The 24021-nt window shown below is 62.0% G+C and carries 24 protein-coding genes; 12 read left to right on the forward strand and 12 right to left on the reverse strand.

Annotation, left to right across the window (positions count from 1 at the left end; all coding sequences use genetic code 11):
* Positions 1 to 4 precede the first annotated feature (4 nt).
* From AC3EMD_RS15765 to osmE, 3 genes are all read right to left on the reverse strand, one after another.
* Positions 5 to 121 (reverse strand): hypothetical protein, encoded by a 117-nt coding sequence (locus AC3EMD_RS15765; RefSeq protein ID WP_012542074.1) that lies wholly within the window; start codon positions 119 to 121, stop codon positions 5 to 7.
* A 19-nt stretch (positions 122 to 140) separates the two neighbouring features.
* On the reverse strand, positions 141 to 461 hold the full coding sequence (gene chbB, locus AC3EMD_RS15770; RefSeq protein WP_002901547.1) for a PTS N,N'-diacetylchitobiose transporter subunit IIB: 321 nt from the start codon (positions 459 to 461) through the stop codon (positions 141 to 143).
* A 278-nt stretch (positions 462 to 739) separates the two neighbouring features.
* Positions 740 to 1078 carry an osmotically-inducible lipoprotein OsmE gene (gene osmE, locus AC3EMD_RS15775; RefSeq protein ID WP_008807747.1) on the reverse strand — a complete coding sequence of 113 codons (339 nt, stop codon included), beginning with the start codon at positions 1076 to 1078 and terminating at the stop codon, positions 740 to 742.
* A gap of 282 nt (positions 1079 to 1360) precedes the next feature.
* Here osmE and nadE point away from each other — a divergent pair, with 282 nt between their 5' ends.
* Both nadE and cho read left to right on the forward strand, forming a co-directional pair.
* Complete coding sequence (gene nadE / locus AC3EMD_RS15780; protein ID WP_008807746.1) at positions 1361 to 2188, forward strand: NAD(+) synthase; 828 nt, start codon at positions 1361 to 1363, stop codon at positions 2186 to 2188.
* A gap of 98 nt (positions 2189 to 2286) precedes the next feature.
* Positions 2287 to 3150, forward strand: coding sequence for an excinuclease Cho (cho, locus tag AC3EMD_RS15785; RefSeq protein ID WP_032730128.1), 864 nt, complete (start codon positions 2287 to 2289; stop codon positions 3148 to 3150).
* 88 nt (positions 3151 to 3238) lie between these two features.
* Here cho and spy read toward each other — a convergent pair whose 3' ends face one another.
* The 6 genes from spy to astC all read right to left on the reverse strand — a co-directional run bounded on the left by spy (position 3239) and on the right by astC (position 10091).
* Entirely contained in the window at positions 3239 to 3724 is a 486-nt protein-coding gene (gene spy / locus AC3EMD_RS15790; protein WP_008807744.1) for an ATP-independent periplasmic protein-refolding chaperone Spy, read from the reverse strand.
* Between the two features lie 343 nt (positions 3725 to 4067).
* Positions 4068 to 5033, reverse strand: coding sequence for a succinylglutamate desuccinylase (astE, locus tag AC3EMD_RS15795; protein ID WP_022065123.1), 966 nt, complete (start codon positions 5031 to 5033; stop codon positions 4068 to 4070).
* A gap of 9 nt (positions 5034 to 5042) precedes the next feature.
* Positions 5043 to 6368: an N-succinylarginine dihydrolase gene (gene astB / locus AC3EMD_RS15800; protein WP_130999861.1), complete on the reverse strand. Its 1326-nt coding sequence runs from the start codon at positions 6366 to 6368 to the stop codon at positions 5043 to 5045.
* Positions 6365 to 7843 (reverse strand): succinylglutamate-semialdehyde dehydrogenase, encoded by a 1479-nt coding sequence (astD, locus tag AC3EMD_RS15805; RefSeq protein WP_130999860.1) that lies wholly within the window; start codon positions 7841 to 7843, stop codon positions 6365 to 6367. Before astD ends, astB begins: the two co-directional genes overlap by 4 nt.
* The gene (gene astA / locus AC3EMD_RS15810; protein WP_002901491.1) at positions 7840 to 8874 is read right to left on the reverse strand and encodes an arginine N-succinyltransferase; all 1035 of its coding nucleotides are present in this window, start codon (positions 8872 to 8874) and stop codon (positions 7840 to 7842) included. The genes astD and astA overlap by 4 nt, the downstream gene beginning before the upstream one ends.
* A complete protein-coding gene (gene astC, locus AC3EMD_RS15815) occupies positions 8871 to 10091 on the reverse strand; it encodes a succinylornithine/acetylornithine transaminase (RefSeq protein ID WP_032754078.1) in 1221 nt (406 codons plus the stop codon). Before astC ends, astA begins: the two co-directional genes overlap by 4 nt.
* A gap of 438 nt (positions 10092 to 10529) precedes the next feature.
* Between astC and xthA the strand changes: the two genes are divergently transcribed.
* From xthA to AC3EMD_RS15855, 8 genes are all read left to right on the forward strand, one after another.
* A complete protein-coding gene (xthA, locus tag AC3EMD_RS15820) occupies positions 10530 to 11336 on the forward strand; it encodes an exodeoxyribonuclease III (RefSeq protein ID WP_012542081.1) in 807 nt (268 codons plus the stop codon).
* Positions 11337 to 11549: 213 nt separating this feature from the next.
* Positions 11550 to 12206: a TVP38/TMEM64 family protein gene (locus AC3EMD_RS15825; protein ID WP_012542082.1), complete on the forward strand. Its 657-nt coding sequence runs from the start codon at positions 11550 to 11552 to the stop codon at positions 12204 to 12206.
* Positions 12193 to 12903 carry a TVP38/TMEM64 family protein gene (locus tag AC3EMD_RS15830; protein ID WP_055323424.1) on the forward strand — a complete coding sequence of 237 codons (711 nt, stop codon included), beginning with the start codon at positions 12193 to 12195 and terminating at the stop codon, positions 12901 to 12903. Before AC3EMD_RS15825 ends, AC3EMD_RS15830 begins: the two co-directional genes overlap by 14 nt.
* Positions 12900 to 13460 carry a carboxymuconolactone decarboxylase family protein gene (locus AC3EMD_RS15835; RefSeq protein ID WP_008807736.1) on the forward strand — a complete coding sequence of 187 codons (561 nt, stop codon included), beginning with the start codon at positions 12900 to 12902 and terminating at the stop codon, positions 13458 to 13460. Before AC3EMD_RS15830 ends, AC3EMD_RS15835 begins: the two co-directional genes overlap by 4 nt.
* A gap of 2 nt (positions 13461 to 13462) precedes the next feature.
* Positions 13463 to 14641: an ABC transporter substrate-binding protein gene (locus AC3EMD_RS15840; RefSeq protein ID WP_048964891.1), complete on the forward strand. Its 1179-nt coding sequence runs from the start codon at positions 13463 to 13465 to the stop codon at positions 14639 to 14641.
* Positions 14614 to 16149, forward strand: coding sequence for an ABC transporter permease subunit (locus AC3EMD_RS15845; protein ID WP_302073586.1), 1536 nt, complete (start codon positions 14614 to 14616; stop codon positions 16147 to 16149). The genes AC3EMD_RS15840 and AC3EMD_RS15845 overlap by 28 nt, the downstream gene beginning before the upstream one ends.
* Entirely contained in the window at positions 16149 to 16781 is a 633-nt protein-coding gene (locus tag AC3EMD_RS15850; RefSeq protein ID WP_023297432.1) for an ATP-binding cassette domain-containing protein, read from the forward strand. Before AC3EMD_RS15845 ends, AC3EMD_RS15850 begins: the two co-directional genes overlap by 1 nt.
* Before the next feature lie 93 nt (positions 16782 to 16874).
* Complete coding sequence (locus AC3EMD_RS15855) at positions 16875 to 18182, forward strand: sulfurtransferase (protein WP_302073587.1); 1308 nt, start codon at positions 16875 to 16877, stop codon at positions 18180 to 18182.
* A 51-nt stretch (positions 18183 to 18233) separates the two neighbouring features.
* On the opposite strand, the gene AC3EMD_RS15860 is transcribed toward AC3EMD_RS15855, so the two are convergent.
* A complete protein-coding gene (locus tag AC3EMD_RS15860; protein ID WP_194394667.1) occupies positions 18234 to 18857 on the reverse strand; it encodes a CDP-alcohol phosphatidyltransferase family protein in 624 nt (207 codons plus the stop codon).
* A gap of 86 nt (positions 18858 to 18943) precedes the next feature.
* Between AC3EMD_RS15860 and AC3EMD_RS15865 the strand changes: the two genes are divergently transcribed.
* Positions 18944 to 19354 carry a pyrimidine (deoxy)nucleoside triphosphate diphosphatase gene (locus AC3EMD_RS15865; RefSeq protein WP_038422809.1) on the forward strand — a complete coding sequence of 137 codons (411 nt, stop codon included), beginning with the start codon at positions 18944 to 18946 and terminating at the stop codon, positions 19352 to 19354.
* 182 nt (positions 19355 to 19536) lie between these two features.
* Complete coding sequence (gdhA, locus tag AC3EMD_RS15870) at positions 19537 to 20880, forward strand: NADP-specific glutamate dehydrogenase (protein WP_008807617.1); 1344 nt, start codon at positions 19537 to 19539, stop codon at positions 20878 to 20880.
* A 43-nt stretch (positions 20881 to 20923) separates the two neighbouring features.
* Here the strand turns inward: gdhA and AC3EMD_RS15875 are convergent, their stop codons facing one another.
* Both AC3EMD_RS15875 and AC3EMD_RS15880 read right to left on the reverse strand, forming a co-directional pair.
* Positions 20924 to 21904, reverse strand: coding sequence for an NAD(P)H-quinone oxidoreductase (locus AC3EMD_RS15875; protein ID WP_188200584.1), 981 nt, complete (start codon positions 21902 to 21904; stop codon positions 20924 to 20926).
* Between the two features lie 170 nt (positions 21905 to 22074).
* A complete protein-coding gene (locus AC3EMD_RS15880) occupies positions 22075 to 24021 on the reverse strand; it encodes a DNA topoisomerase III (RefSeq protein ID WP_008807619.1) in 1947 nt (648 codons plus the stop codon).

Consider the following 24021-nt stretch of genomic DNA (forward strand, 5'->3'; position numbering starts at 1 on the left):
ACCCTTAAAAGCCGCAATAAACTATTACGGCGATGATGTATGAAATTACTCTTTGACGGGAAAATAAACTCTTTATTTTTTGACGTCCGGCAACAGGGTGCCGCCAGGCGTCAAAATACATCGAGTTTTAAAAGTTAAAATTATTGTGCTGCAGCTTTCTTAATGGCCGCGACGGCGGCTTTCAATACACCTAAACCATCCACCTTGCCATACAGAAGAGAATCGATGACTTCTACCGGTTTATTCGGCAGCAGGCGCTGAATTTCCGGTAACATATACGCAATTTGTGGCCCTAATAATACCACGTCGGCTTCCGGTCCCTTTTCACCTGCCAGGGTTTCGGGATAGGCTTCAATAATGACCGGGACTTCGTATTTTTCTGCCTGCGCGCGCATTTTGGAGACCAGCAGTGATGTAGACATGCCTGCCGAGCAGAAGAGATAAATGTGTTTCTTTTCCATGAACGCTTCCTCAATGTGTGAGACCAGGGCCTTCAGTAACCGCTGAGAGCCGGTAAGACTGGTAACATCCGGTTAATTCTGTTTATGGGTTGAGTATACGGCAAGCTGAGCCGCCAGGATAATTCGCTGTTGAACAGAATTGTCTCTCATTGACCTCTGGTTTTGACTACCCTCACATTTTCACCCAAATAATTCGCGCAATTAAATAAGCATCAGTACTCACAAAAAAGCCCGACCAGTGGTCGGGCTTACGTAGGGCTCAGTAAACAGTAGGAAGCTTACTTAGCGTTGCGCGGGTCAGTATCATACTCGGCGCAGGTCTGGTAGCCGGAGTTAATCACATGGCCAGTGTCGTCGAGGGCCACAAAGTAGGTCTCGACTTTACCATCCCGTTGACCGAGGATGTAGGTCTGGCAGGTACCGCGGGCATGAACCATGGTCACTTCCGTTGAAGGTTTGCCAGCGATCTGCATCACCTGCTGACGCGACATCCCTTTCTTCACATCTTTCACCACCGGCTGGGTAAACTGGTCTTTGGTACGATCGTAAGCGGTACAGCCCGCCAGTAAGGTTAACGCGACGGTGACGCCCAGTATTCCTGCTAAGCTTTTGTTCATTTTGGTTCCTCTCTTCTACTGTGTAACGATAAGCCTGGAATAAATAGTGTTATTTTTCAAGCCGAACAGCGAAATCATGTCTGATTGTGTTATTGCGTAAACAGGATTGACGCGCCGCTGCCGACCGGCGGTTTCTCCCGCGTAGTGGCATCTATAATGAAATCCTATGTCATTGATTGCCTTCTTTTCCGGCAGTCAAAACCCCGGTCCTTGTCGTTTCAGCGGCAAAGAGGTAGCTTTAAGCCAACAGCTTGCCAAACAGATTCACTTTCGGAGGGCGCGATGACGCTACAACAAGAGATTATTCAGGCGCTGGGCGCAAAGCCGCAGATTGATGTCGCCGGCGAGATCCGCCGCAGCGTCGATTTCCTGAAGTCCTACCTGCAGACCTACCCGTTTATTAAATCGCTGGTGCTGGGTATCAGCGGCGGCCAGGACTCCACCCTGACGGGGAAACTGTGCCAGATGGCGATTAATGAACTGCGTGCCGAAACGGGCGACAGCAGCCTGCAGTTTATTGCCGTTCGGTTGCCCTATGGCGTGCAGGCGGATGAGCAGGACTGCCAGGACGCCATCGCCTTTATCCAGCCTGACCGGGTGCTGACGGTGAATATCAAAGCCTCGGTACTGGCCAGTGAACAGGCGCTCCGCGAAGCGGGGATCGAACTGAGCGACTTTGTTCGCGGTAACGAAAAAGCCCGTGAGCGGATGAAGGCCCAGTACAGCATCGCCGGAATGACCAAAGGGGTGGTGGTCGGCACCGACCATGCGGCGGAAGCGATTACCGGCTTCTTCACCAAATATGGCGACGGCGGCACCGACATCAACCCAATTTTCCGCCTGAACAAACGTCAGGGCAAACAGCTGCTGGCCCATCTCGGCTGCCCGGAACATCTGTATAAGAAGCTGCCGACCGCCGACCTGGAAGACGATCGCCCCTCCCTGCCGGATGAAGTGGCCCTGGGTGTCACCTACGAGAACATCGACGATTATCTGGAAGGCAAAACGCTGGATCCCAGTATCGCCAAAACGATCGAAGGCTGGTATCTGAAAACCGAACACAAGCGTCGGCCACCGATCACCGTCTTTGACGATTTCTGGAAAAAATAGTCCCTCCCCGCCCCGGCCCGCGCCGGGGTTATTTTTTGCGCTTTTCGCCGCAAAAACCGCCTGCTATACTGGATAGATAGACAGTATCAGGAGTTAATGTGGCCAGAAAGCAATCTGCCCCGCGTCTGGAGTTTGAAGCGGCGGCGATCTATGAATATCCCGAACATCTTCGCCCGTGGCTGGAGGCGCTGCCAAAGCTGCCGGGCGTCTATCAGTTTCACGGCGACAGCGACACAATGCCGCTCTATATCGGTAAGAGCGTCAACCTTCGCAGCCGTGTGTTATCTCACCTGCGCACGCCCGAAGAGGCCGCGATGCTGCGTCAGTCGCGGCGTATCACCTGGCAGCGCACCGCAGGCGAGCTGGGAGCGCTGCTGCTGGAGGCGCGGCTGATTAAAGAGCAGCAGCCGCTGTTTAACAAGCGGCTACGGCGTAACAAGCAGCTCTGCGCCTGGCGACTTGCGGACCACCGGCCGCAAATTGTCTATGCCCGCGAGGTTGATTTCTCGCACCAGCAGCATCTCTATGGCCTGTTCGCCAACCGGCGGGCGGCGCTGCAGATGCTGCAGAGCCTTGCCGACGAACAGCGCCTCTGTTATGGCCTGCTTGGTCTGGAACCGCTCAGCCGCGGCCGCGCCTGCTTTCGCTCCGCGCTGGGCCGCTGCGCCGGCGCCTGCTGTGGAAAGGAGAGCGTGGAGGCGCACAGAGATCGCCTGCTGGCGCAGATGAGTAAACTGCAGCTGGTGTGCTGGCCGTGGGCGGGACCGGTGGCGCTGGAGGAGCGCGGCCCGGATATGACGCAGTATCACGTCATTCATAACTGGCTGTGGCTGGGCGCCGTCGACTCGCTCGACCAGGCCGCGGAGTTGACCCGTCTGCCCGCCGGATTCGACCAGGATGGTTACAAGATCCTCTGTAAGCCTTTGCTCAGCGGTCACTATCCGCTGCACCCGCTTGGCTGAGAAACCACCAATAAAAAAACCGCCGGCCCTGCCCAACGCCTGATGGCATTATTGGGCAAGACCGGCGGTCTTGATTCAGTTCGCTACATTATTCAGCAGGTGCAGGCATTTTACCTGCCGGCGCGTTGCGTTCTGTCAGATGCTTCTCAAAATTAGCATTGAACTGTTTTTTCTGCTCTGGAGTCAGAATGTTGTAGATCTTGTTCTGCGTTTCCAGGCGGGACAGCGCCATCGCTTTATGCTGCGCTTCCATCTTATCGATCTGCGCTTCCGCTTTCGCCTTATCGAAGGTGTCGCTGGCGATCAAATCGTGCATCGCGCGGCGTTCGTCGAGGGACGGACGTTTCATGTTCTCACGCTGGCTCTTCATGATGTCGCGGATCTGTTGTTTCTGCGCATCGGTCAGGTTCAGGCCTTTAAACATCATGTCATGCTGACCCGGGCCGCCTTTATGATGCATCATCATCGGCTTGCTGTCGCTCGGCGCGGTGGTGGTGTCGGCGGCGTGTGCCAGGTTAGCCGCGCCCAGAGCCAGAGTAGAGGCAACAAACAGTGCAGTGAGTTTCTTCATCATTCAATCCTTACTTTACGTTATTCTTACGGCGCGTTGCCGTGTTGACGAGATTAACTTTACGACGTTAATCGTCAATTAGTCAGAGCAAGAGTAAAACAATGAAAGTGTAAAAAACAGTTTCTCGCCAATTATGGAGAAAATAAGGAATTCAGCCGAAGAATTGCAATAAAAAATAAATAACTTACTGTTTTGCAGAGAAATTATGGAGAGTATAAAGGAGGGGAGATTAAAAACAAAGCATTTTACCAGGAATAATCTGCAAATTTACACTGGCGCACGAAAAAATAAGATGGCGAAAAAAGACGCGCGAAATAAAGCAGGCCGTCCGGCGGACGGCTTGCCCTCAGGATAATTTCTCCAGCATCAGGCCGGCGCGCAGTCCCTTCGCCACCGTCGGATTGGGAAACAGGACATACTCCGGCTCAGGCCCCACCACATACCGCGTCTCGCCCTCCTCCGCCAGCAGCGTGCCGGGTTCGAAGGGGGTGAAGTTCAGCGTCTGATCCGCCATATGCAAGTGGAAATCATCGCTATGGCGGGTGATCTGCTGTACCACCCGGTAGCGCAGCGGCGCCGGGGCGTCGGCAATGGCCAGATCCCCCACCAGCAGCCGGGAAAGCGCGCCTTCGGCGGCGGCAAACTGCGTCAGATCGTTTTCACCCAACGGCAGCGCTTTGCCCAGCTCAAGGGTGCAGGCCAGCGCCGCGAACCGTTCGCAGCTGAAGTGGGTAAAGGTCCCGCCTGGCTGGCGATGAAACACCAGCGCCTCCAGCCCGGCGCCGCCCAGCCAGTGAAGAAAATCCTCCTCCCACGGCGTATCGCGGGCCGGGAGCACGCCGAAGCGCGGATGTAGCGACCCGCGGATCGCGGTATGCAGATCGAGGTGCCAGCGCGGACCATCGTGGTCGCGATAGAAGCGGGCCACCGCCTGCTCCAGCCGCTGCGCCCGCTGCGTCTCCTCACTGAGCGGAAACTGCCGCCAGCGCTCGCCAAACATCCGGTTCATATCACTGTGCAGATAGCGCTTATTCGCCCGCAGCGCCGGTGGGTTGCCAACGATCACCAGCAACCGCCAGCGCAGCGGGAGTGCCTCCCGGACCAGTCGCTGCACCAGGTGGTCGACTATCTCCACCGGTGCCGTTTCGTTGCCATGAATGGCGCAGGAGAGTACCAGCCCGCGCTCGCAGCGCGCATGCGGCGTCAGCTCGAGGATCCCCTCACCCAACCAGTGCCAGCGAAAGTGCGCCGTCTCGCCGTGAAAATGGTGGGGCAAACGCCCCGCCAGGGTTAATGCCAGAAAATGTTCCACCGCGCCCCCTTATTGCTGAAATGGATAAACCGAACCGAGCTGCAGGATCTGGGTCAACCGATCCAGCGCGTCACGCCCTTCCCGCAGCAGTTGCGGGTCGGCGAGGTCGGCCTGGGTAAGGCGATCGCGATAGTAGCGATCCACCCAGTCATTGAGGGTGGCAAACAGCGTATCGTTCATCAGGACGTGCGGATTGACCGCCTGATACTCCTCGGCCGTCAACACCACCCGCAGGCGCAGGCACGCCGGACCGCCGCCGTTGGCCATACTCTCGCGCAGATCGAACACCTGTAGCGCGGCGATGGGGTTGTCCCCGGCCAGCAGCTCATTGAGGTATTCCCAGACGCCGGCATGCTCCTGCGCTTCGTGGGGCAGGATCAGCGCCATGCTGCCATCCGCCCGGCTCAGCAGCTGGCTGTTGAACAGATAGGTGGCAACCGCCTCTGCCACCGTGACCCGACTGGCGGGGACCACCAGCGGCGTAAAACCCGGCACCCGCTGCGCCAGCTGCTGGAGAAGCGCGGTCTGGTCGGCAAAAGCCTGCTCATGGCAGAACAGGACCTGACGATTGCTCACCGCGATAACATCGTTATGAAAAACCCCCGTGTCGATCGCCGTCGGATGCTGGCGGGCGAAGATCAGCTGACGGGGATTGACCTGATTGAGGCGCGCTACCGCCTGGCTGGCCTCAAGGGTTTGCCGCGCCGGATAGCGACGCGGGGCCTCCTCGCTCCCCCGGCGGCGGCCATAGACAAAGAGCTGGACGCCGGGGGCGCCATACTCGCCGCCGAGACGGTTATGGTTCGCCGCCCCTTCGTCGCCAAACCAGGCCGAGGCGGGCAGCGCCGGGTGGATGGCAAATCGCGTGCGGTCGGGGAATATCGCCTGCAGCAGCGCCTCTGTGGTCGGTGCTTCGCTGGCGCGGTGGAATTTATCCTGCAGATTCGCCACCGTCAGGTGCACCAGGCCATCCAGCGAATCGGCGGAGGGACAGACCGTCGCCGCGTTCGCCACCCACATCGCCGAGGCCGAACTTACCGCCGACAGCAGATCCGGATCCTGCTGCGCCGCCCGGGCCACCACCTGCTCATCGCCGCCGCTAAAGCCCAGCTGGCGCAGGAGCGGCACGTTTGGTCGCTCCTGCGGCGGGATCACTGCCTGCGGGTAGCCGGCGTCGGCGAGGGCTTTCATTTTTTTCAGCCCTTGCTTTGCCGCCAGCTGCGGGTTCGACACCCGGTGGCGGTGCCGGGTGGAAGCCTCGTTGCCAAAGGAGAGCCCGGCGTAGTGATGGGTCAGCCCGGGCAGACCGTCAAAGTTGACTTCGCGGGCGGTCATGACGCCTCCCCGGCCAGAAAGTCGAGCCCCGGGTTCAGGCTGGCGGGCAGCGTCAGGGTCGGCGATTCAAGGCTGGCCATCGGCCAGGCGCAATAATCGGCGGCATACCAGGCCCCCGGACGATGGTTACCGGACGCCCCGGTGCCGCCGAACGGCGCGGTACTCGCCGCCCCGGTCAGCGGTTTGTTCCAGTTGACTATCCCTGCCCGCGCCTCGAGCAGCAGTCGATCAAACTTCTCCCGTTCCGGAGAGATTAACCCACAGGAGAGGCCGAAGCGGGTGGCGTTGGCTAAGGCAATCGCCTCCTCGAACGTGTCGTAGCGCCAGACGCCAAGCAGCGGGCCAAACACCTCTTCATCTTCAACATTGGCCATGTCGCTCATGTCGACAATCCCCGGCGTTAGCAGCGACGTTCCGGCCTGCAATAAACGTGGCTCCAGCAGCGTGACCGCGCCAGCGGCGACCCGCTGCAGCCAGGCCTGATGCACTTTCTGCGCGGCCGGTTCAGAGATAAGCCCGCCGAGAAACGGCTGCGGCTCGGCGTCCCACGCCGCCGGGATCAGCCGCTGGCACACCGTCACCAGCCGGGAGAGGAAGGCATCGCCCGCCTCGCCGCGCCGGACCAGCAGACGGCGGGCGCAGGTGCAGCGCTGGCCGGCGGTAATAAAGGCGGACTGGATGGTCAGATGCACCGCGGCATCCACGTCCCGCGGATCGTCGACGATCAGCGGGTTATTGCCGCCCATCTCCAGCGCGAGGATCTTCTGCGGCTGCCCGGCCAGCTGGCGATGCAGATGAAAACCGGTGGTTGAGCTGCCGGTAAACAGCAGCCCGTCGATATCCGCCTGACCGCTGAGCGCCTCGCCGGTTTCCCGACCGCCCTGCACCAGGTTGAGCACCCCGGCGGGCAGGCCGGCCTGCTGCCATAGTTTCACCACCGCTTCGCCGCTGCACGGGGTGAGTTCGCTGGGTTTAAAGACCACAGTATTGCCCGCCAGCAGCGCCGGTACGATGTGCCCGTTCGGCAGATGGCCGGGAAAGTTATAGGGGCCAAACACCGCCAGCACGCCGTGCGGCCGGTGACGCAGCGTGGCGGCGCCGTCGGGCAGATCGCTGTGCTGTTCGCCGGTGCGGACGTGGTAGGCCTTCACCGAGATCGCCACCTTGTTGATCATCGCCGTCACTTCCCCGGCCGCCTCCCAGCGCGGCTTTCCGGTCTCGGCGCCGATCATCGCCGTCAGCTCAGCCTTACTGGCCTCCAGCAGGGCGGCAAACTTTTCAACGATCGCCTGACGGGCGGCAAACGGCAGCCGCGCCCAGGCCGGGAACGCCTGGCGGGCAGCCGCCACCGCCTCAGCAACCTGCCCGGCATCCGCCGCTTCGCCCTGCCACACAACCTTCAGGTTAACCGGATCCTGTTTACTGAAACCTGGCCCACGACCGGGCCGCCACTCGCCATTAATCCACAGACTCATGCGGTTTTCTCCTCAGGGATCAGGCGCACCATGCGTACCTGGTCGCCGGCATGACACTTCAGCATATCCAGTTCGCGGGCGCTGAGGGTCAGGGTGTCGCCATCCGGGTCGGCATGCACCAGCAGAGCGCGGAACTGGTGATACTGTTCATTCGCCACCAGGCACAGCGGCCAGTCACCGGGTGGGGTTTCACCGGCCTCGGTGGTCACCAGACGGCTTTTGCGGATCGCCCGCACCCGGTCGATGTCGCACTCCAGAGTCGGGCCGCCGTCGAAAATATCGATGTAGTTCAGGTAGCGGAACCCCTCTTTCTCCAGCACCGTCCGGGCCGGGGCGGTCTGCGGATGAACCTTGCCGATCACCGCCTGCGCCTCAGGGGAAAGGAAATCGATATACAGCGGATGCTTGGGCATCAGGGCGGCAATGAAAGCCTTCTGTCCGGTGCCGCACAGGTAGTCGGCGCGGGAAAACTCCATGGCGAAAAAGCGTTTGCCCAGGCTCTCCCAGAACGGCGAGTAGCCCTGCTCGTCAATCACCCCGCGCATCTCGGCGACCACCTTCTCATTGAAGCGCTCGCGAAAGGCGGCCATAAATAAGAAGCGCGATTTCGACAGCAGATAGCCATTGCCCTCTTTGCGCCACTGCGGGTCGAGGAACAGGGTACACAGCTCACTGCTGCCGGTATGGTCGTTGCTGAGAAACAGCGTCGGCAACGCCTGATAGACGTTGAGCTCCTTCGAGGCATGGACCTGGGTGCCGACCCGGTAGTTATACCAGGGATCGTTGAGCCCCACCGCCACCTCGATCGCGCAGATGCCCACCACCGCGCCGCTTTCGCTCTCCTCCAGCACAAAGACATAGCCCTGCTCGCTTTTCGGTAGCTCGCCGCGCCAGGTCTGCTGCGAGCGGGCGATCCGCGCCGCGAGGGTCGCTTCATCCACCGGCAGCGAGGTCAGCCCGCCGCCGGTCTCCGCTGCCAGCTTCAGCAGCCCGGGCAAATCGCCCGGCTCCACCGGTCGAATAACCATCATGATGAGACTCCTGCCACGAAACGCGCGCAGGCCCGCTCGACGCGATCCAGCCCGCTATTCACCTCTTCTTCACTGACGTTCAGCGCCGGCGCAAAACGCACCACATTAGCGCCGGCGATCAGGATCATCACCCCCTCTTCCGCCGCCAGGTTGCTGAGCGTTTTCGCCTTCCCGGCCCAGGCGTCGTTCAGTACGCAGCCGAGCAGCAGTCCCAGGCCGCGGATCTCCTTGAACAGACCATAGCGGGCGTTGATCGCCTGCAGACGCTCGCAAAACCACTGGTGGCGCTGTCTGACGCCGGAGAGGACTTCCGGGGTGTTGACGATCGACAGCAGCTCGCCGGCCACCGCCCCGGCCAGCGGGTTGCCGCCGTAGGTGGTGCCGTGGGTACCGACGGTCATCACGCTGGCGCAGGCCTCTGTCGCCAGCAGCGCGCCGATAGGGAAACCGCCGCCCAGCGCTTTGGCGGTGGTCAGCACATCGGGCGTCACGCCGTAGTGCATATAGGCATACAGCTCGCCGGTGCGCCCGACCCCGGTCTGCACTTCATCGAAAATCAGCAGAGCGTTGTGCTGGTCGCAAAGCTGGCGCAGGCCGCGTAAAAACTCGACGTTGGCCGGCACCACGCCCCCTTCGCCCTGCACCGGCTCGACGATCACCGCGCAGGTTTGGTCATTGATTAAGGCCTTTGCCGACTCGAGATCGTTAAACACCGCATGCTGGATCTGCGGCGGCAGCGGGGCAAAATCCCGGGAGTAGGCCGGCTGACCGCCCGCCGAGACGGTGAACAGTGTCCGCCCGTGGAAGGCGTTCTGGAAAGCGACGATGCCGCTTTTTTCACTGCCAAAGCGGTCGTGGGCATATTTACGCGCCAGCTTGAGCGCCGCCTCATTGGCCTCAGCGCCGGAGTTACAGAAGAAGACCCGGTCGGCGAAGGTGGCATCGATAAGCATTTTTGCCAGACGCAGGATCGGCTCATTGGTGTAGCCGTTGCCGGTATGCCAGAATTTGCCGGCCTGGTCGGTCAGAGCTTGCACCAGACGCGGATGGGCGTGCCCCAGCGCGTTCACGGCGATGCCGCCGGCAAAATCGATATACTCTTTGCCCTGCTGATCCCACAGCCGCGACCCGGCGCCCCGCACCGGAATAAACGCCGCTGGCGCGTAGACCGGCATCATCCATTCATCAAAGTGGTTACGCGTAATTGACTGAGACATATCGACCTCTTCCGGTAAATTAAAAGTAGCAATAATGTTAATAAATATGAGTTATTACGCTGTAAATGTAGATTGCACGGTTCGTGCCAGCCAGCGATAAAAATGCATAAACCGGTTGAGATAACGCAGAATCAAGGAGTTACAGCCGAACGCTATTCACATAAAATGCATATTTAGTGAATAAGTATCCGATAAAGGGGGATAAACAGTGATTAAAGAAGATAAGTTATGCAACGGTAAGATATAATTCTGTAATTGTGATCCTCTGCGAAATTTATCGTAGATATTTGCCCTTTTTTGGCGCGGCATGCCCGTAAAAGGGGCAACTACGGCACGCTCATGCGCAGCGATTGGCAGAATGACGCATCCGGTGGCAGCCAGCCAGGCGAATTTCTGCTACCATCCCTGCACTATTCACCTTGCACAGTGGCAGCGACTATGAAATTCGTCTCTTTTAATATCAACGGCCTGCGCGCCCGCCCACACCAACTGGCCGCCATCGTCGAAAAACACCAGCCGGACGTGATTGGCCTGCAGGAAACCAAAGTTCACGACGATATGTTCCCTCTCGAAGAGGTCGCCAAACTCGGCTATAACGTCTTTTATCATGGACAAAAAGGCCATTATGGCGTCGCGCTGCTGACCAAAGAGACGCCGATTGCCGTCCGCCGCGGTTTCCCGGACGATGGCGAAGAGGCTCAGCGCCGCATCATCATGGCGGAGATCCCGTCGCCTTTCGGCAACGTCACGGTGATTAACGGTTATTTCCCACAGGGTGAAAGCCGCGATCATGAAACCAAATTCCCGGCCAAAGCGGCGTTCTATCAGAATCTGCAGAACTATCTGGAGACCGAACTCAACAAAGAGAATCCGGTGCTGATCATGGGCGATATGAACATCAGTCCCACCGATCTCGATATCGGTATTGGTGAAGAGAACCGCAAACGCTGGCTGCGTACCGGCAAATGTTCCTTCCTGCCGGAAGAGCGGGAGTGGATGGATCGCCTGCTGGGCTGGGGCCTGGTGGATACCTGGCGTCAGGCTAATCCGGACAATCAGGAGCACTTCTCGTGGTTCGATTACCGCTCCAAAGGCTTCGACGATAACCGCGGGCTGCGCATCGACCTGCTGCTGGCCAGCCAGCCTCTGGCCCAGCGCTGCGTGGAGACCGGAATCGATTATGAGATCCGCGGAATGGAAAAACCGTCCGACCACGCGCCGGTGTGGGCCACCTTCCGGCCATAATTTACGCCCTTCTCTCGCCTCCCGCTGTGCGGGGGGCAGAATTTCCTGAGCAAAATCAACAAAGCGACGGTAAACCATTGTGACGGTCGTCGGAACAGGATACTGTCGCGCGCACTTTTTGATGTCCACTGCGTCCAGACTGTACAGGAGCACCCCTCATGCAAAAGAAGCCGTCATCCGGCCATTGGTAAAGGGCTGGGACTTCTCGCGCTGGTGGCCACGCTGGCCGTTATCAGCCATCGCGTCGGTCTCCACGATCTGCTGACTCACCTTCATCTGCTTCAGGACACCCTGCGCCATCAGGGCGCCTGGGGATATCTGGTCTATGTCGCGCTGTTTATCATTGCCACCCTGTGTCTGATCCCCGGCAGCCTGCTGGTGATCGCCGGCGGGATGCTCTTCGGCCCGCTGACAGGCTCCCTGCTCTCGTTTGCCGCCGCCACCCTCGCCTCTTCGCTGTCGTTTTTAATCGCCCGCTGGCTTGGGCGCGACCTGCTGCAGCGCTATGTGGGCCATACCGCCGTCTTTCAGGCGATTGAGCGCGGTATCGCCCGCAGCGGCTGCGATTTCCTGATCCTCACCCGCCTGGTGCCGCTCTTTCCCTACAACATTCAGAATTACGCCTACGGCCTGACGGCGATCCCTTTCTGGCCCTTTACCCTGATCTCCGCCGTGACTACCCTGCCGGGCCTGGTCATCTATTCGGTAATGGCCAGCGAGCTGGCCCGCGAGGGCGTAACTCTCGCCTTCGCGCTCAAACTGAGCCTCGCCGGCGGGCTGCTGTTTGCCCTGGTGCAGATGGGCAAACGGTTTGCCCGCGCCCGCCGTATGGCAACGCCCGGCGAGGAGGTACGCCATGACCCAACCTGATCGCCGTCACCTGCGCCGCGCCCGGCTGGCCCTTGCCGTGGTGGCCGTCGCCGGGCTGGCCGCCTGGTGGTGGTTCCCCGGCGGGCGTGCCTTTCTGCAGCAGAGTCTGACGGCGTTAGCCTCCCTGGATCCGCAGCAGGTCAGAGGGTTTATCGCCGCCTGGGGGCCGCAGGCCGCGCTGGTCTCATTTGCGCTGATGATCCTCCAGGCGATCGTCGCTCCGCTGCCGGCTTTCCTGATTACCCTGGCGAACGCCGCCCTGTTCGGCGCCTTCTGGGGCGGGGCGCTGTCATGGTTCAGCGCCATGGTCGGGGCCGGGCTCTGCTTCTGCATCGCCAGAGCGCTGGGGCGCGAAGTGGTGGAAAAACTCACCGGCCGCGCGGTGCTGCGCAGCGTCGACGGCTATTTCACTCGCTTTGGCCCGCAGACGATCCTGGTCTGCCGCCTGCTGCCGTTTGTGCCGTTTGACCCGGTCAGCTATGCCGCCGGACTAACCTCGCTGCGCTTCTGGCCCTTTATGCTGGCCACCGGCGTGGGCCAGCTGCCGGCGACTATCGTCTATTCCTGGGCCGGGAGTCTGCTCACCGGGGGCACCTTCTGGCTGGCCACCGGGCTTTCGCTGCTTTTTACCCTGGCGGTGGTCATCTCTATCGCCAAAAATATTTACCGTGAACGTCATAAGAGATCGTCGCCATGAGCTTACCCCCGCTGGATTCTGTCCCCCTGATCCTTCGTCCGCAGGCCTGGCTGCACCGCCGGCATTACGGCCAGGTGCTGAGCCCCATTCGCTGGTGGGGACGGATCCCATGGCTGTTTTACCTGGTTTCGCTGTTCGTGGGCTACATTGAACGCCGCCGCTCGCCGCTGGATCCGGTGCTGCGGTCGCTGGTCAGCGCCCGCATCGCCCAACTGTGCCACTGTGAATTCTGTATCGATATCACCAGCATGACCCTCGCGGCGCGGAGCGGCAGCCAGGACAAGCTGCTGGCGGTCGCCGACTGGCGCAGCAGTACGCTGTTCAGCGAAAAAGAGCGTCTGGCGCTGGCCTATGCCGAAGCCGCCACCCAGACGCCGCCGGAGGTGGATGATGCCCTGCGCAGCGCGATGGCCGCGCATTTTGACGCCAGGGCGCTCACCGAGCTGACCGCCCTGATCGGCCTGCAAAATTTATCAGCGCGGTTCAATGCCGCGATGGCGATCCCGGCCCAGGGGTTGTGTCAGATGCCCACCTCTTCCCCGCAGAATAAGGAGTAACGATGCGCCGTTTGCGTGATTTCAGCCTCTGTCTGTGCCTGCTGCTGCTCTGGCCGCTGGCGGTTAATGCCAACGACAGCTGGCGGCAGATCCAAACGGAAGCCCGCGGGCAGACCGTCTGGTTTAACGCCTGGGGCGGGGACCCGGCCGTCAACCGCTATCTGGCGTGGGTCAGCGAGGAGGTCAAACGCCACTACGCGATCGACCTGCGTATCGTGCCTGTCGCCGACGCCGCCGACGCAGTGAAACGCATCCAGAGCGAGGCGCAGGCCGGCCGTCGCCGGGGCGGGTCGGTGGATCTGCTGTGGATCAACGGCGAAAACTTTCGCACGCTTAAGCAGGCCAACCTGCTGCTCACCGGCTGGGCCGAATCGCTGCCCAACTGGCGCTTTGTCGATCTGCAAAAGCCGGTTCGGGAGGACTTTTCTGTCGCCACCGACGGTACGGAGTCGCCGTGGGGCAGCGCCCAGCTGACGTTTATCGCCCGCCGCGGGCAAACGCCGCAGCCACCCACCAGCCCGCAGGCGCTGCTGGCCTTCGCCAGAGCCCATCCCGGCAGCGTGACCTACCCGCGGCCGCCGGACTTCACCGGCACCGCCCTCCTGGAGCAACTGCTGATCGCCCTCACCGACCAGCCGGCCGCCCTGCGCCAGCCGCCGCAGACGGCGACCTTCGCGGCGGTCACGGCCCCGCTGTGGCGCTATCTCGATGCGCTGCACCCGGCCCTGTGGCGGGCGGGCAAGGATTTCCCGGCGTCGCCGGCACGGATGGATACCATGCTCAACAATGGCACCCTCCGCTTATCACTCACGTTTAACCCGCTGCACGCCCGGCAGAAAGCCGCCAGCGGCGAATTACCGACGGACAGCTACAGCTTCGGCTTCACCGCGGGGACCCTCGGTAACGTCCATTTCGTTACCATCCCGGCTAACGCCCGCGCCGTCGCTGGAGCCAAAGTGGTGGCCAATTTCCTGCTCTCGCCTGAAGCGCAGCTGCGCAAGGCCGATGCCGCCGTCTGGGGCGATCCGAGCGTACTGGACCCGCAGCGTCTGCCTGACGGCCAGCGTCAGGCGCTGGCGGCTACCGTGCCGCAGGATCTACCGCCGGTGCTTGCCGAGCCGCACGCGGCATGGGTTGACGCGCTGGAGCAGGAATGGCTGCGCCGCTACGGAACCCACTGATCCTGCTGGCCTGGGGGACGATGGCGGCGATCTATCTGCCGTTGCTCCCCGCCGCCGGGGAACTGGTGGGCGCTGCGCGCTCCCCGGCCCACTGGCGGGCGCTGTTCGCCGACCCGCAGCTGGGCCAGGCGCTGGCCGCCACGCTCGTCTCGACGCTGCTGTCCGTCGGCGGCGCGCTGCTGATCGCCCTGACCGTCGTCTCTGCCCTCTGGCCCTCGCTCCGCTGGCGGCGACTGGCTTCCCGTCTGCCGCTGCTGCTGGCGGTACCCCATCTTGCCCTGGCGACGGCGGCGCTGCTGCTGTTCGCCGAAGGGGGTTGGATCTGGCAGTGGCTGCCGCTTCTGACGCCGCCGCTCGACCGGTATGGCATCGGGCTTGGCCTGACGATGGCCCTGAAAGAGAGCGCCTTTGTGCTGTGGGTGATCTATGGCCTGCTGGGGGAGAAACGCCTCGCCGACCAGGCGACCGCGCTGAAGAGCCTCGGCTACGGCCGCTGGCAGTGCCTGCGCTGGCTGGTGCTGCCCGCCCTGCTGCCCGCCCTCGGCATGGTGCTGCTGGCCGCCACCGCCTGGAGTCTGTCGGCGGTCGATGTCGCCCTGGTGCTGGGGCCCGGCAATCCGCCCACTCTCGCCGTGCTGGCGTGGCAGTGGTTAAGCCAGGGCGATGACCTGCAGCAGGCCAAAGGGGCGCTGGCCAGCCTGTTACTGATGACGATCCTCGGCGGGCTGGCGCTGGTGGCCTGGGGAGGGTGGCGGATACAGCGCCAGTACCAGCCCGATCTGCGCGGTATTCGTCACCCTCATCCTCATGCCCTGCCCGGCCGCCTGCTGGCGGCGCTGCTGCCGCTGAGCGGTCTGCTGGGCGCGCTATTGCTGGCGGGGCTGGCGCGCTCAGCGCCACCGCAGATGGATGCCCTCGGCAACAGCCTTGGCCTGGCGCTGGCGGCCTGCGCCCTCGGCGCGGCTGTCTGCCTGCTGTGGCTGGCCTGCGGCCCGACGCGGGGAGATGGCTGGGTCTGGCTGCCGCTGGTCCTCCCGGCCCTGCCGCTGGCCGCTGGCCAGTACCGGCTGGCGCTGTACGCCTGGCTAGACGGCGAATGGTGGACCGTCCTGTGGGGCCATCTGCTGTGGGTGGTGCCATGGATGCTGTTTATTTTGCGCCCGGCCTGGCGCCAGCGCGATCCGCGGATGGCGGTAATCGCCCGCACGCTCGGCTGGGGGCCCACGCGTATTTTCTGGCTGCTGACCCTGCCCTCGCTGACCCGCCCGCTGCTGACCGCGCTGGCGGTGGGCTTTTCCGTGAGCATCGCGCAGTATCTGCCGACGCTATGGCTGGGGGCAGGCCGTATCCCGACGCTCACCAGTCAGGCGGTGGCGCTCAGCAGCGGCGGCGAGGTGCAGACGCTCGCCGCCCAGGCGCTGTGGCAATTACTGCTGCCGGCGGTATGCTTTACCCTGACGGCCCTTCTCGCCTGGCTGGCGGGCCGCTATCGACGAGGACTTCGCTAGTGCTAACCGTAAACCATCTGACCCTGAGCGTGAAACGTCAGCCGCTGCTGCGGGAGGTCGCCTTTTCGGTGGCGCCTGGAGAAGTGCTGACGCTGATGGGCCCCTCCGGTAGCGGAAAATCGACGCTGTTTGCCTGGATGATTGGCGCCCTGGCCGGCGACTTCCGCGCCGAGGGCGAGCTGTGGCTCAATGGACGTCGCTGCGATACGCTGCCGACGGAGCATCGACGCATCGGCATCCTGTTTCAGGACCCGTTACTGTTCGACCATTTCAGCGTCGGGCAAAATTTACAGCTGGCGCTGCCGGAGAGTGTGCGCGGCGAGGCGCGAAAAGCCGCAGTGGAGCAAGCGCTCAGCCGCGCCGGGCTGCATGGCTTCGCCCCACGCGACCCGGCCACGCTCTCCGGCGGGCAGCGGGCGCGGGTGAGCCTGCTGCGCGCCCTGCTGGCGCGCCCCGAGGCGCTGCTGCTCGATGAACCCTTCAGCCGTCTGGATGCCACCCTGCGCGCCGCGTTCCGCCGCTGGGTTTTTGAGGAACTGGCCCGCCAGGCCATTCCGGCGATCCTGGTGACCCACGATCGCGAGGACGGTCCGCCGGCGGGACGCTGCCTGGCGATGGAGACCTGGCAATGAAGAGCAATAGCGTGCAAACCTGCGTTACCGCAAAGAAATCGGCGCCTGGCGAGCGGAGAATACGCCCTCCACTTTTTACCGTCGGGCATTTCGATGAAACGTGTTTCTCAATTGACCGCACTCGCCCTGCTTATGGGGCTTGCTGCTTCCACCACCTGCGCCGCTGAAACCATGCCAGCGCTCACTCTCTCCCACCTGCAACAGCAGCACGGCGTGGCCATTGACACCCGCCTGAGCGCTTATTACAACGGCTGGCCTCAGCGCGCCAACGGCCCCGAAGGTCATGAGCCGCAGGCCCTGAATCTTTCCGCCCGCTGGCTCGGCGCCATGAGCGACGATCAGCTCCGCGCCTGGGCTAAGCAGCACCAGATCCAGCCGGATACCCCCGTCGCGCTGTACGGCAACCCGGAAGATAATGCCAGCGTCGCGGCGCGGCTGAAACAAGCGGGCTTCACCCGGCTCAGCACCCTGAGCGATGCGCTGAGCCAGACCAACCGCCTGCAAAAGCTGCCGCACTTTGAACAGCTGGTCTACCCCCAGTGGCTGCACGACCTGCAGCAGGGAAAACGCGTAGCCGCCGCCCCGACCGGCGACTGGAAAGTGTTCGAAGCCGCCTGGGGAGCGCCGAAACTCTATCTGCTGAGCCATATCCCTGGCGCGGGCTATATCGATACCAATGAGGTGGAAAGCGAACCGCTGTGGAATAAAGTGTCCGACGCACAGCTGAAAGCGATGCTGGCGAAGCACGGCATCCGGCATGACACCACGGTGATCCTCTACGGTCGCGACGTCTACGCCGCAGCGCGGGTGGCGCAGATCATGCTGTACGCCGGGGTCAAAGACGTGCGCCTGCTTGACGGCGGCTGGCAGACCTGGTCCGACGCCGGGCTGCCGGTCGAGCGCGGCATGCCGCCGGCGCAGCAGCCGGCGCAGGACTTCGGCGCGCCGATCCCCGGCCAGCCGCAGCTGATGCTGGATACCGAACAAGCCCGCGGGCTGCTGCATCGTCAGGACGCCTCGCTGGTCAGCGTCCGCTCGTGGCCGGAGTTTATCGGCACCACCAGCGGCTACAGCTATATCAAGCCGAAGGGTGACATCGCTGGCGCCCGCTGGAGCCACGCCGGGAGCGACTCCACGCACATGGAAGACTTCCATAACCCGGACGGCACCATGCGCAGCGCTGACGATATCGCTACGCTGTGGCGCCAGTGGAACATTCTGCCGAGCCAGCAGGTGGCGTTCTATTGCGGGACCGGCTGGCGGGCCTCGGAAACCTTTATGTATGCCCGCGCCATGGGCTGGCCGCACGTCGCGGTGTACGACGGCGGCTGGTACGAATGGAGCAGCAACCCGCACAATCCGGTCGCCCGCGGAGCGCGCGGCCCGGAAAGCAGTCAGTAACTCGCCCCGCCTCAGCGCGTCGCCCCTTTTCGGCGACGCGCGATACCCCGTTTACGCTGTGGTCGTTACCCGCTTTAAGGTCTGGTAGCCACTGCAGATGCGCGTCGCCGTCGTCAGCCAGCACAGCGCGCCAAACAGCCACGCCAGCCAGGCGAAATACGCCGGAAACAGGCAGCCGAGGACAAACAACAGGATGGTCTCCGTCCCCTCCGTCAGGCCCCCAAGATAGTACAGCGATTTATGGGCGTAGCCGGGATTGGCGATCTGATGCCTGGCCGCCAGTGCGGCAAAAGCGAGAAAGCTGCTGCCGGTGCCGATAAAGGCAAACAGCAGCCAGGCCCCCGCCAGGACATTGTTCAGCGGATCTGCCAGAATAAAGCCGAACGGCACCAGGGCGTAGAAGAGAAAATCCAGCGCAATATCGAGAAAGCCGCCCGCGTCCGTGAGCCCGCGCCGCCGCGCCAGGGCGCCATCCAGACCATCCAGCAGGCGGTTGAGGAGAATAGCGACCAGCGCCGCGCTATACCACCCCAGCGCCAGAAAGGGCAGAGCCAGCACGCCGATGGCAAAACCGAGGAGCGTCAGCCCGTCCGGTGAAATACCCGGGCGGTCAAGCGCGCCGGCGACAGCGTTAAGCAGGGGTTTGAGGCGCGGATGCAGGTGGCTATCAAGCACGGAGGTCTCCAGCAGGGTTGGCGGTTGTCAGTCAAGGTCTATGGCGGTGATAATAGGCCAGATTCGTCTTATTCACCTTGATGCTTATGCTAAAAATGATTGATGTTGTCGCAGCCATTATTGAACAGGATGGCAAGATTCTGCTGGCGCAGCGTCCGCCCCACGCCGACCAGCCGGGGATGTGGGAGTTCGCTGGCGGCAAAGTGGAGCCTGGTGAAAGCCAGCCGCAGGCGCTGGCCCGCGAGCTACAGGAGGAGATGGGCATCATCGCCCACCCGGCATGCTATATCGCCAGCCATCAGCGGGAAGTCTCCGGCCGCCAGATCCATCTGCACGCCTGGTGGGTGCCGCACTTTCAGGGCATACCGCTGGCCCACTATCACACTCAGCTGCGCTGGTGCCTGCCCGCTGACGCCTTAACCCTCGATCTCGCCCCGGCCGATATTCCTCTGCTGCATGCCTTTATCGCCCAGCGCCCGACCCTTTCCGGCCGCTGATCCGCCCGCCGCCTCGTCATCGTTTTTAGTTATGACGGGCGGACAATTATAAATTTTGTTGTCGGCTTAATTTTTCCTTGCTTGCCTAAGGATTAGCGGTGTTATAGTCGGAAAATCGGTTTTTTCAAGGACCGAATCATAATAAATACATGCAACCACAACCATAAGGGGAACTTATATCTATGGATCAGACGTGCACTCTGGAAGGCTTTCTCACCCGCGTTCAACAGCGCGATCCTCATCAAACCGAATTTGCTCAAGCCGTCCGGGAGGTGATGACCACCCTGTGGCCTTTCCTTGAGGAAAATCCGCGCTATCGTCAGCTTGCTTTGCTGGAACGTCTGGTGGAACCGGAGCGCGTGATCCAGTTCCGCGTGGTGTGGGTGGATGACCGCAATCAGGTCCAGGTCAACCGCGCGTGGCGCGTGCAGTTCAACTCGGCCATCGGCCCGTATAAAGGCGGGATGCGTTTCCACCCGTCGGTTAACCTGTCGATTCTCAAATTCCTTGGCTTCGAGCAGACCTTCAAAAACGCCCTGACCACCCTGCCGATGGGCGGCGGGAAAGGCGGCAGCGATTTCGATCCTAAAGGCAAGAGCGATGGCGAAGTGATGCGCTTCTGCCAGGCGCTGATGACCGAGCTCTATCGCCACCTTGGCCCGGATACCGACGTACCGGCGGGCGATATCGGCGTCGGCGGCCGCGAAGTCGGCTTTATGGCCGGGATGATGCGCAAGCTCTCCAACAACAGCGCCTGCGTCTTCACCGGTAAAGGCCTCTCCTTTGGCGGCAGCCTGATCCGTCCGGAAGCCACCGGTTACGGTCTGATCTACTTCACCGAAGCGATGCTCAAACGTCACGGTCTCGGCTTCGAAGGCGCTCGCGTGGCGGTTTCCGGCTCCGGCAACGTCGCGCAATACGCCATTGAGAAAGCGATGGAGCTTGGCGCGCGGGTGGTCACCGCCTCCGACTCCAACGGCACCGTCGTTGACGAAGCGGGCTTCACCAAAGAAAAACTGGCCCGCCTGATCGACATTAAAGAGCGTGCCCATGGCCGCGTGGCCGACTACGCCCGCGAATTTGGCCTCACCTATCTTGAAGGCCAGCAGCCGTGGTCAGTGCCGGTGGATATCGCCCTGCCTTGCGCGACCCAGAACGAACTGGACGTCGATGCCGCCCGCCAGCTGATTGCCAATGGCGTGAAGGCCGTGGCGGAAGGCGCCAACATGCCGACCACCATCGCCGCAACCGACCTGTTCCTGGAAGCTGACGTGCTGTTTGCCCCGGGCAAAGCGGCCAACGCCGGCGGCGTGGCGACTTCCGGTCTGGAGATGGCGCAGAACGCCGCGCGCATGGGCTGGAAAGCGGAAAAAGTGGATGCCCGTCTGCATCACATCATGCTGGATATCCATCACGCTTGCGTGCAGTACGGCGGCGAAGCGAAGCAGACCAACTACGTGCGCGGTGCGAATATCGCCGGTTTCGTGAAGGTCGCGGATGCCATGCTGGCCCAGGGCGTGATTTAACCTCCCCTGACGCCATCCCGGCGGCTGCCCGCCGGGATGCGTCTCACGACGTCATCGTGATCACCACTTTCCCCAGATGCTGACCACTGTCCAGACAAGCATGGGCCTCGGCAACCTCCGCCATCGGGTAGCTGGCGTAGATCATCGGCTTGCATTTCCCTGCCTCAAGCAGCGGCCAGACGTGGCGCCGCAGCGCCTCGGCAATCTCCTGTTTCTCCGCCGCCGTCCGGCCGCGCATGGTTGAGCCGGTGACGGTGGCTCGCTTGAGCATCAGGGTCTGAATATCAACCTCATGAGCGATTCGTCCGCCCATAAAGCCGATGATCACCAGCCGTCCATCCTTTTTCAGTATCCCAAGGTTGCGGTTAAAGTAAGGGCCGCCAACGATATCCAGAATGACATCCACGCCTTCATCGTGGGTCAACTGGCCGATTTTTTCTGCAAAATCATCGGTTTTGTAGTTAATCGCCGTAGCATAGGGACGTAGGGCAGCGATTTTTTCGTCCTGGCCAACGGTGGCATAGACGGTCATCCCCAGCGCGTGGCACAGCAGGACCGCGGTGGTGCCAATCCCGCTGGCGCCGCCGTGGATCAGGATGCTTTCGCCAGGCTGCAGCTTACCCAGCTGGAAGACATTCGCCCAGACGGTGAAGAACGTTTCCGGAATGGCGGCCGCTTCGCTAAAGCTGAGGCCCGCCGGGATCGGCAGCGTCTGGCCTGCCGGCACGGCGCAGTATTCGGCATAGCCGCCGCCGTTGGTGAGCGCACAAACGCGATCGCCGGGCGTAAACGCTGTGACCTGCGCGCCGACCTCAACCACAACGCCCGCCACCTCCAGGCCAGGTACGGGGGTGACGCCCTTGGGCATAGGGTACAGCCCCTGGCGCTGCAGGATATCCGGCCGGTTGACGCCGGCGGCCTTCACCGCAATGAGCACCTCATTCTCCCCAATAGCAGGGATTTCTCCTTCGCGGATCTGCAATACCTCCGGGCCGCCCGGTTGGCTAATAGCGATATATTTCACGGGTCCTCCTTATCGCCGGTGAGAGAAATGAGCAACATTATCGGCAAGCGCGAAGACGCATTCAGGGGGGAAGTCGTCAAGCCCTGCCCGGCTGTTTAGTGTAGACCATTGACCTGGCTGGCGGAGAAGCGGTGGCCGCGGGGATTCGCATCCTCGCGATCACCGGCGGGTTACTGCGGCGGCGGCGCAGCATCGTCTGCCGCTTTTTTCCCTTTCGGCTTGCCTTTACCTTTGCTGAACGACTTTTTCGCCCCGCCCGGCGCGGCCAGGCCGCGGAACTGGCGCACTGGCGTGCTCCGTGCCTGATCGATCAGCTGGAACAGCGTCCCCACCAGCGGCTGCATAAAGTCCTGATAGCGGCACTGCTTTTCGCTGATCTGCGTCAGGACCGATTCCCAGTGGGCGGTCATATCCGGACGCGCGGCCATCTCCGGCAGGGAGTGAATCAGCGCCCGGCCAGCGTCCGAGGAGTGGATATAACGCCCCTTTTTGGTCAGGAAACCGCGCTTGAACAGCAGCTCGATAATCCCGGCGCGGGTCGCTTCTGTGCCGAGACCGTCGGTGGCGCGGAGGATCTTCTTCAGATCTTTATCCTGCACGAAACGGGCAATCCCGGTCATCGCCGACAGCAGCGTGGCGTCGGTGAAGTGGCGCGGCGGCTGCGTCTGACGCTCCACCACTTCGCCCTTCTCGCACAGCAGTTCATCGTCTTTGGCCACCACCGGCAGCGGCGTGCCGTCGTTCTCTTCATCGCGCTCTTTGCTGCCCAGCAGCGTCCGCCAGCCAGCCTCTGCCAGAAAACGCGCCTTGGCGACAAACTTGCCGTTGGCGATCTCGAGGTCAATCTGGCATTTGCGGAACACCGCGTCCGGGCAGAACTGCATCAGATACTGCCGGGCGATCAGGTGGTAGACCTTCGCTTCGTTATCGGTGAGCTTGACCTGGCTGCTGCGGGCGGTCGGGATAATCGCATGGTGCGCATCGACCTTTTTATCATCCCAGCAGCGGTTGCGGATCTCCGGATCCATCACCGGCTGCGGCAGCAGGTCCGCCGCATGGACGGCAATCGCATTCAGCACCGCATGACGGCCGGCGAAGTGCTCTTCCGGCAGGTAGCGGCTATCCGAACGCGGGTAGGTAATGAGCTTGTGGGTTTCGTACAGCTTCTGGCAGATATCCAGCACGTTTTGCGCGCTGAAGCCGAAACGTTTGGCCGCCTCAATCTGTAGCGCCGACAGCGAGAACGGCAGCGGCGCGGGTTCGGAATCACGCTTATCGTTATAGCCGGTCACCAGCGCCGGCTGGCCTTCGATGCGCTTAACCACGTGCTCAGCCAGTGGACGATGCAGCAGACGCCCTTCTTCATCCTGATAAGGTTCGCAGGCTTCGCTTGGCACCCAGGTGGCGACAAAACGTTCCTCCTGCGGCGTGACGATATGCGCCTTCACGTCGAAGAAGTCTTTGGCGACGAAGTTTTCAATCTCTTCATCACGGCGAACCACCAGGCCAAGTACCGGGGTCTGCACCCGCCCCACGGAGAGTACCCCCTGATAGCCGGCGTTGCGCCCCAGCAGAGTATAGGCGCGGGTCATATTGATGCCGTACAGCCAGTCGGCACGCGCCCGCGCCAGCGCCGACACGCAGAGCGGCACGAACTCGCTGTTGGCGCGCAGGCGATTGATCGCCCGCTCCACCGCCTGCGGATTGAGATCGTTAATCAGACAGCGCTGCACCTGCTGACGCTTCTCCGGCGCCAGCTGCAGGTAATCGAGTACTTCGTCCACCAGCAGCTGCCCCTCACGGTCGGGGTCGCCGGCATGGATCACTTCCTGCGCCTCGCCAAGCAGACGCTTGATCACATTGAGCTGTTTGGTGACCGAGGGTTTGGGCTGCAGCTGCCATTTCTCCGGCACAATCGGCAGGTCGGTGAGATTCCAGCGCGCATAGCGGCTGTCGTAGACGTCCGGCTGCGCCTGCTCCAGCAGATGGCCGATACACCAGGTGACCACCTGCCCGTTGCCGCACTCAATATAGCCATCGCCTTTGCGGTGCGGTTTAGGCAACACATCGGCGATAGCCCGACCGAGACTCGGTTTTTCCGCAATAAACAACCGCAT

The organism is Klebsiella sp. PK18 (assembly GCF_057784655.1).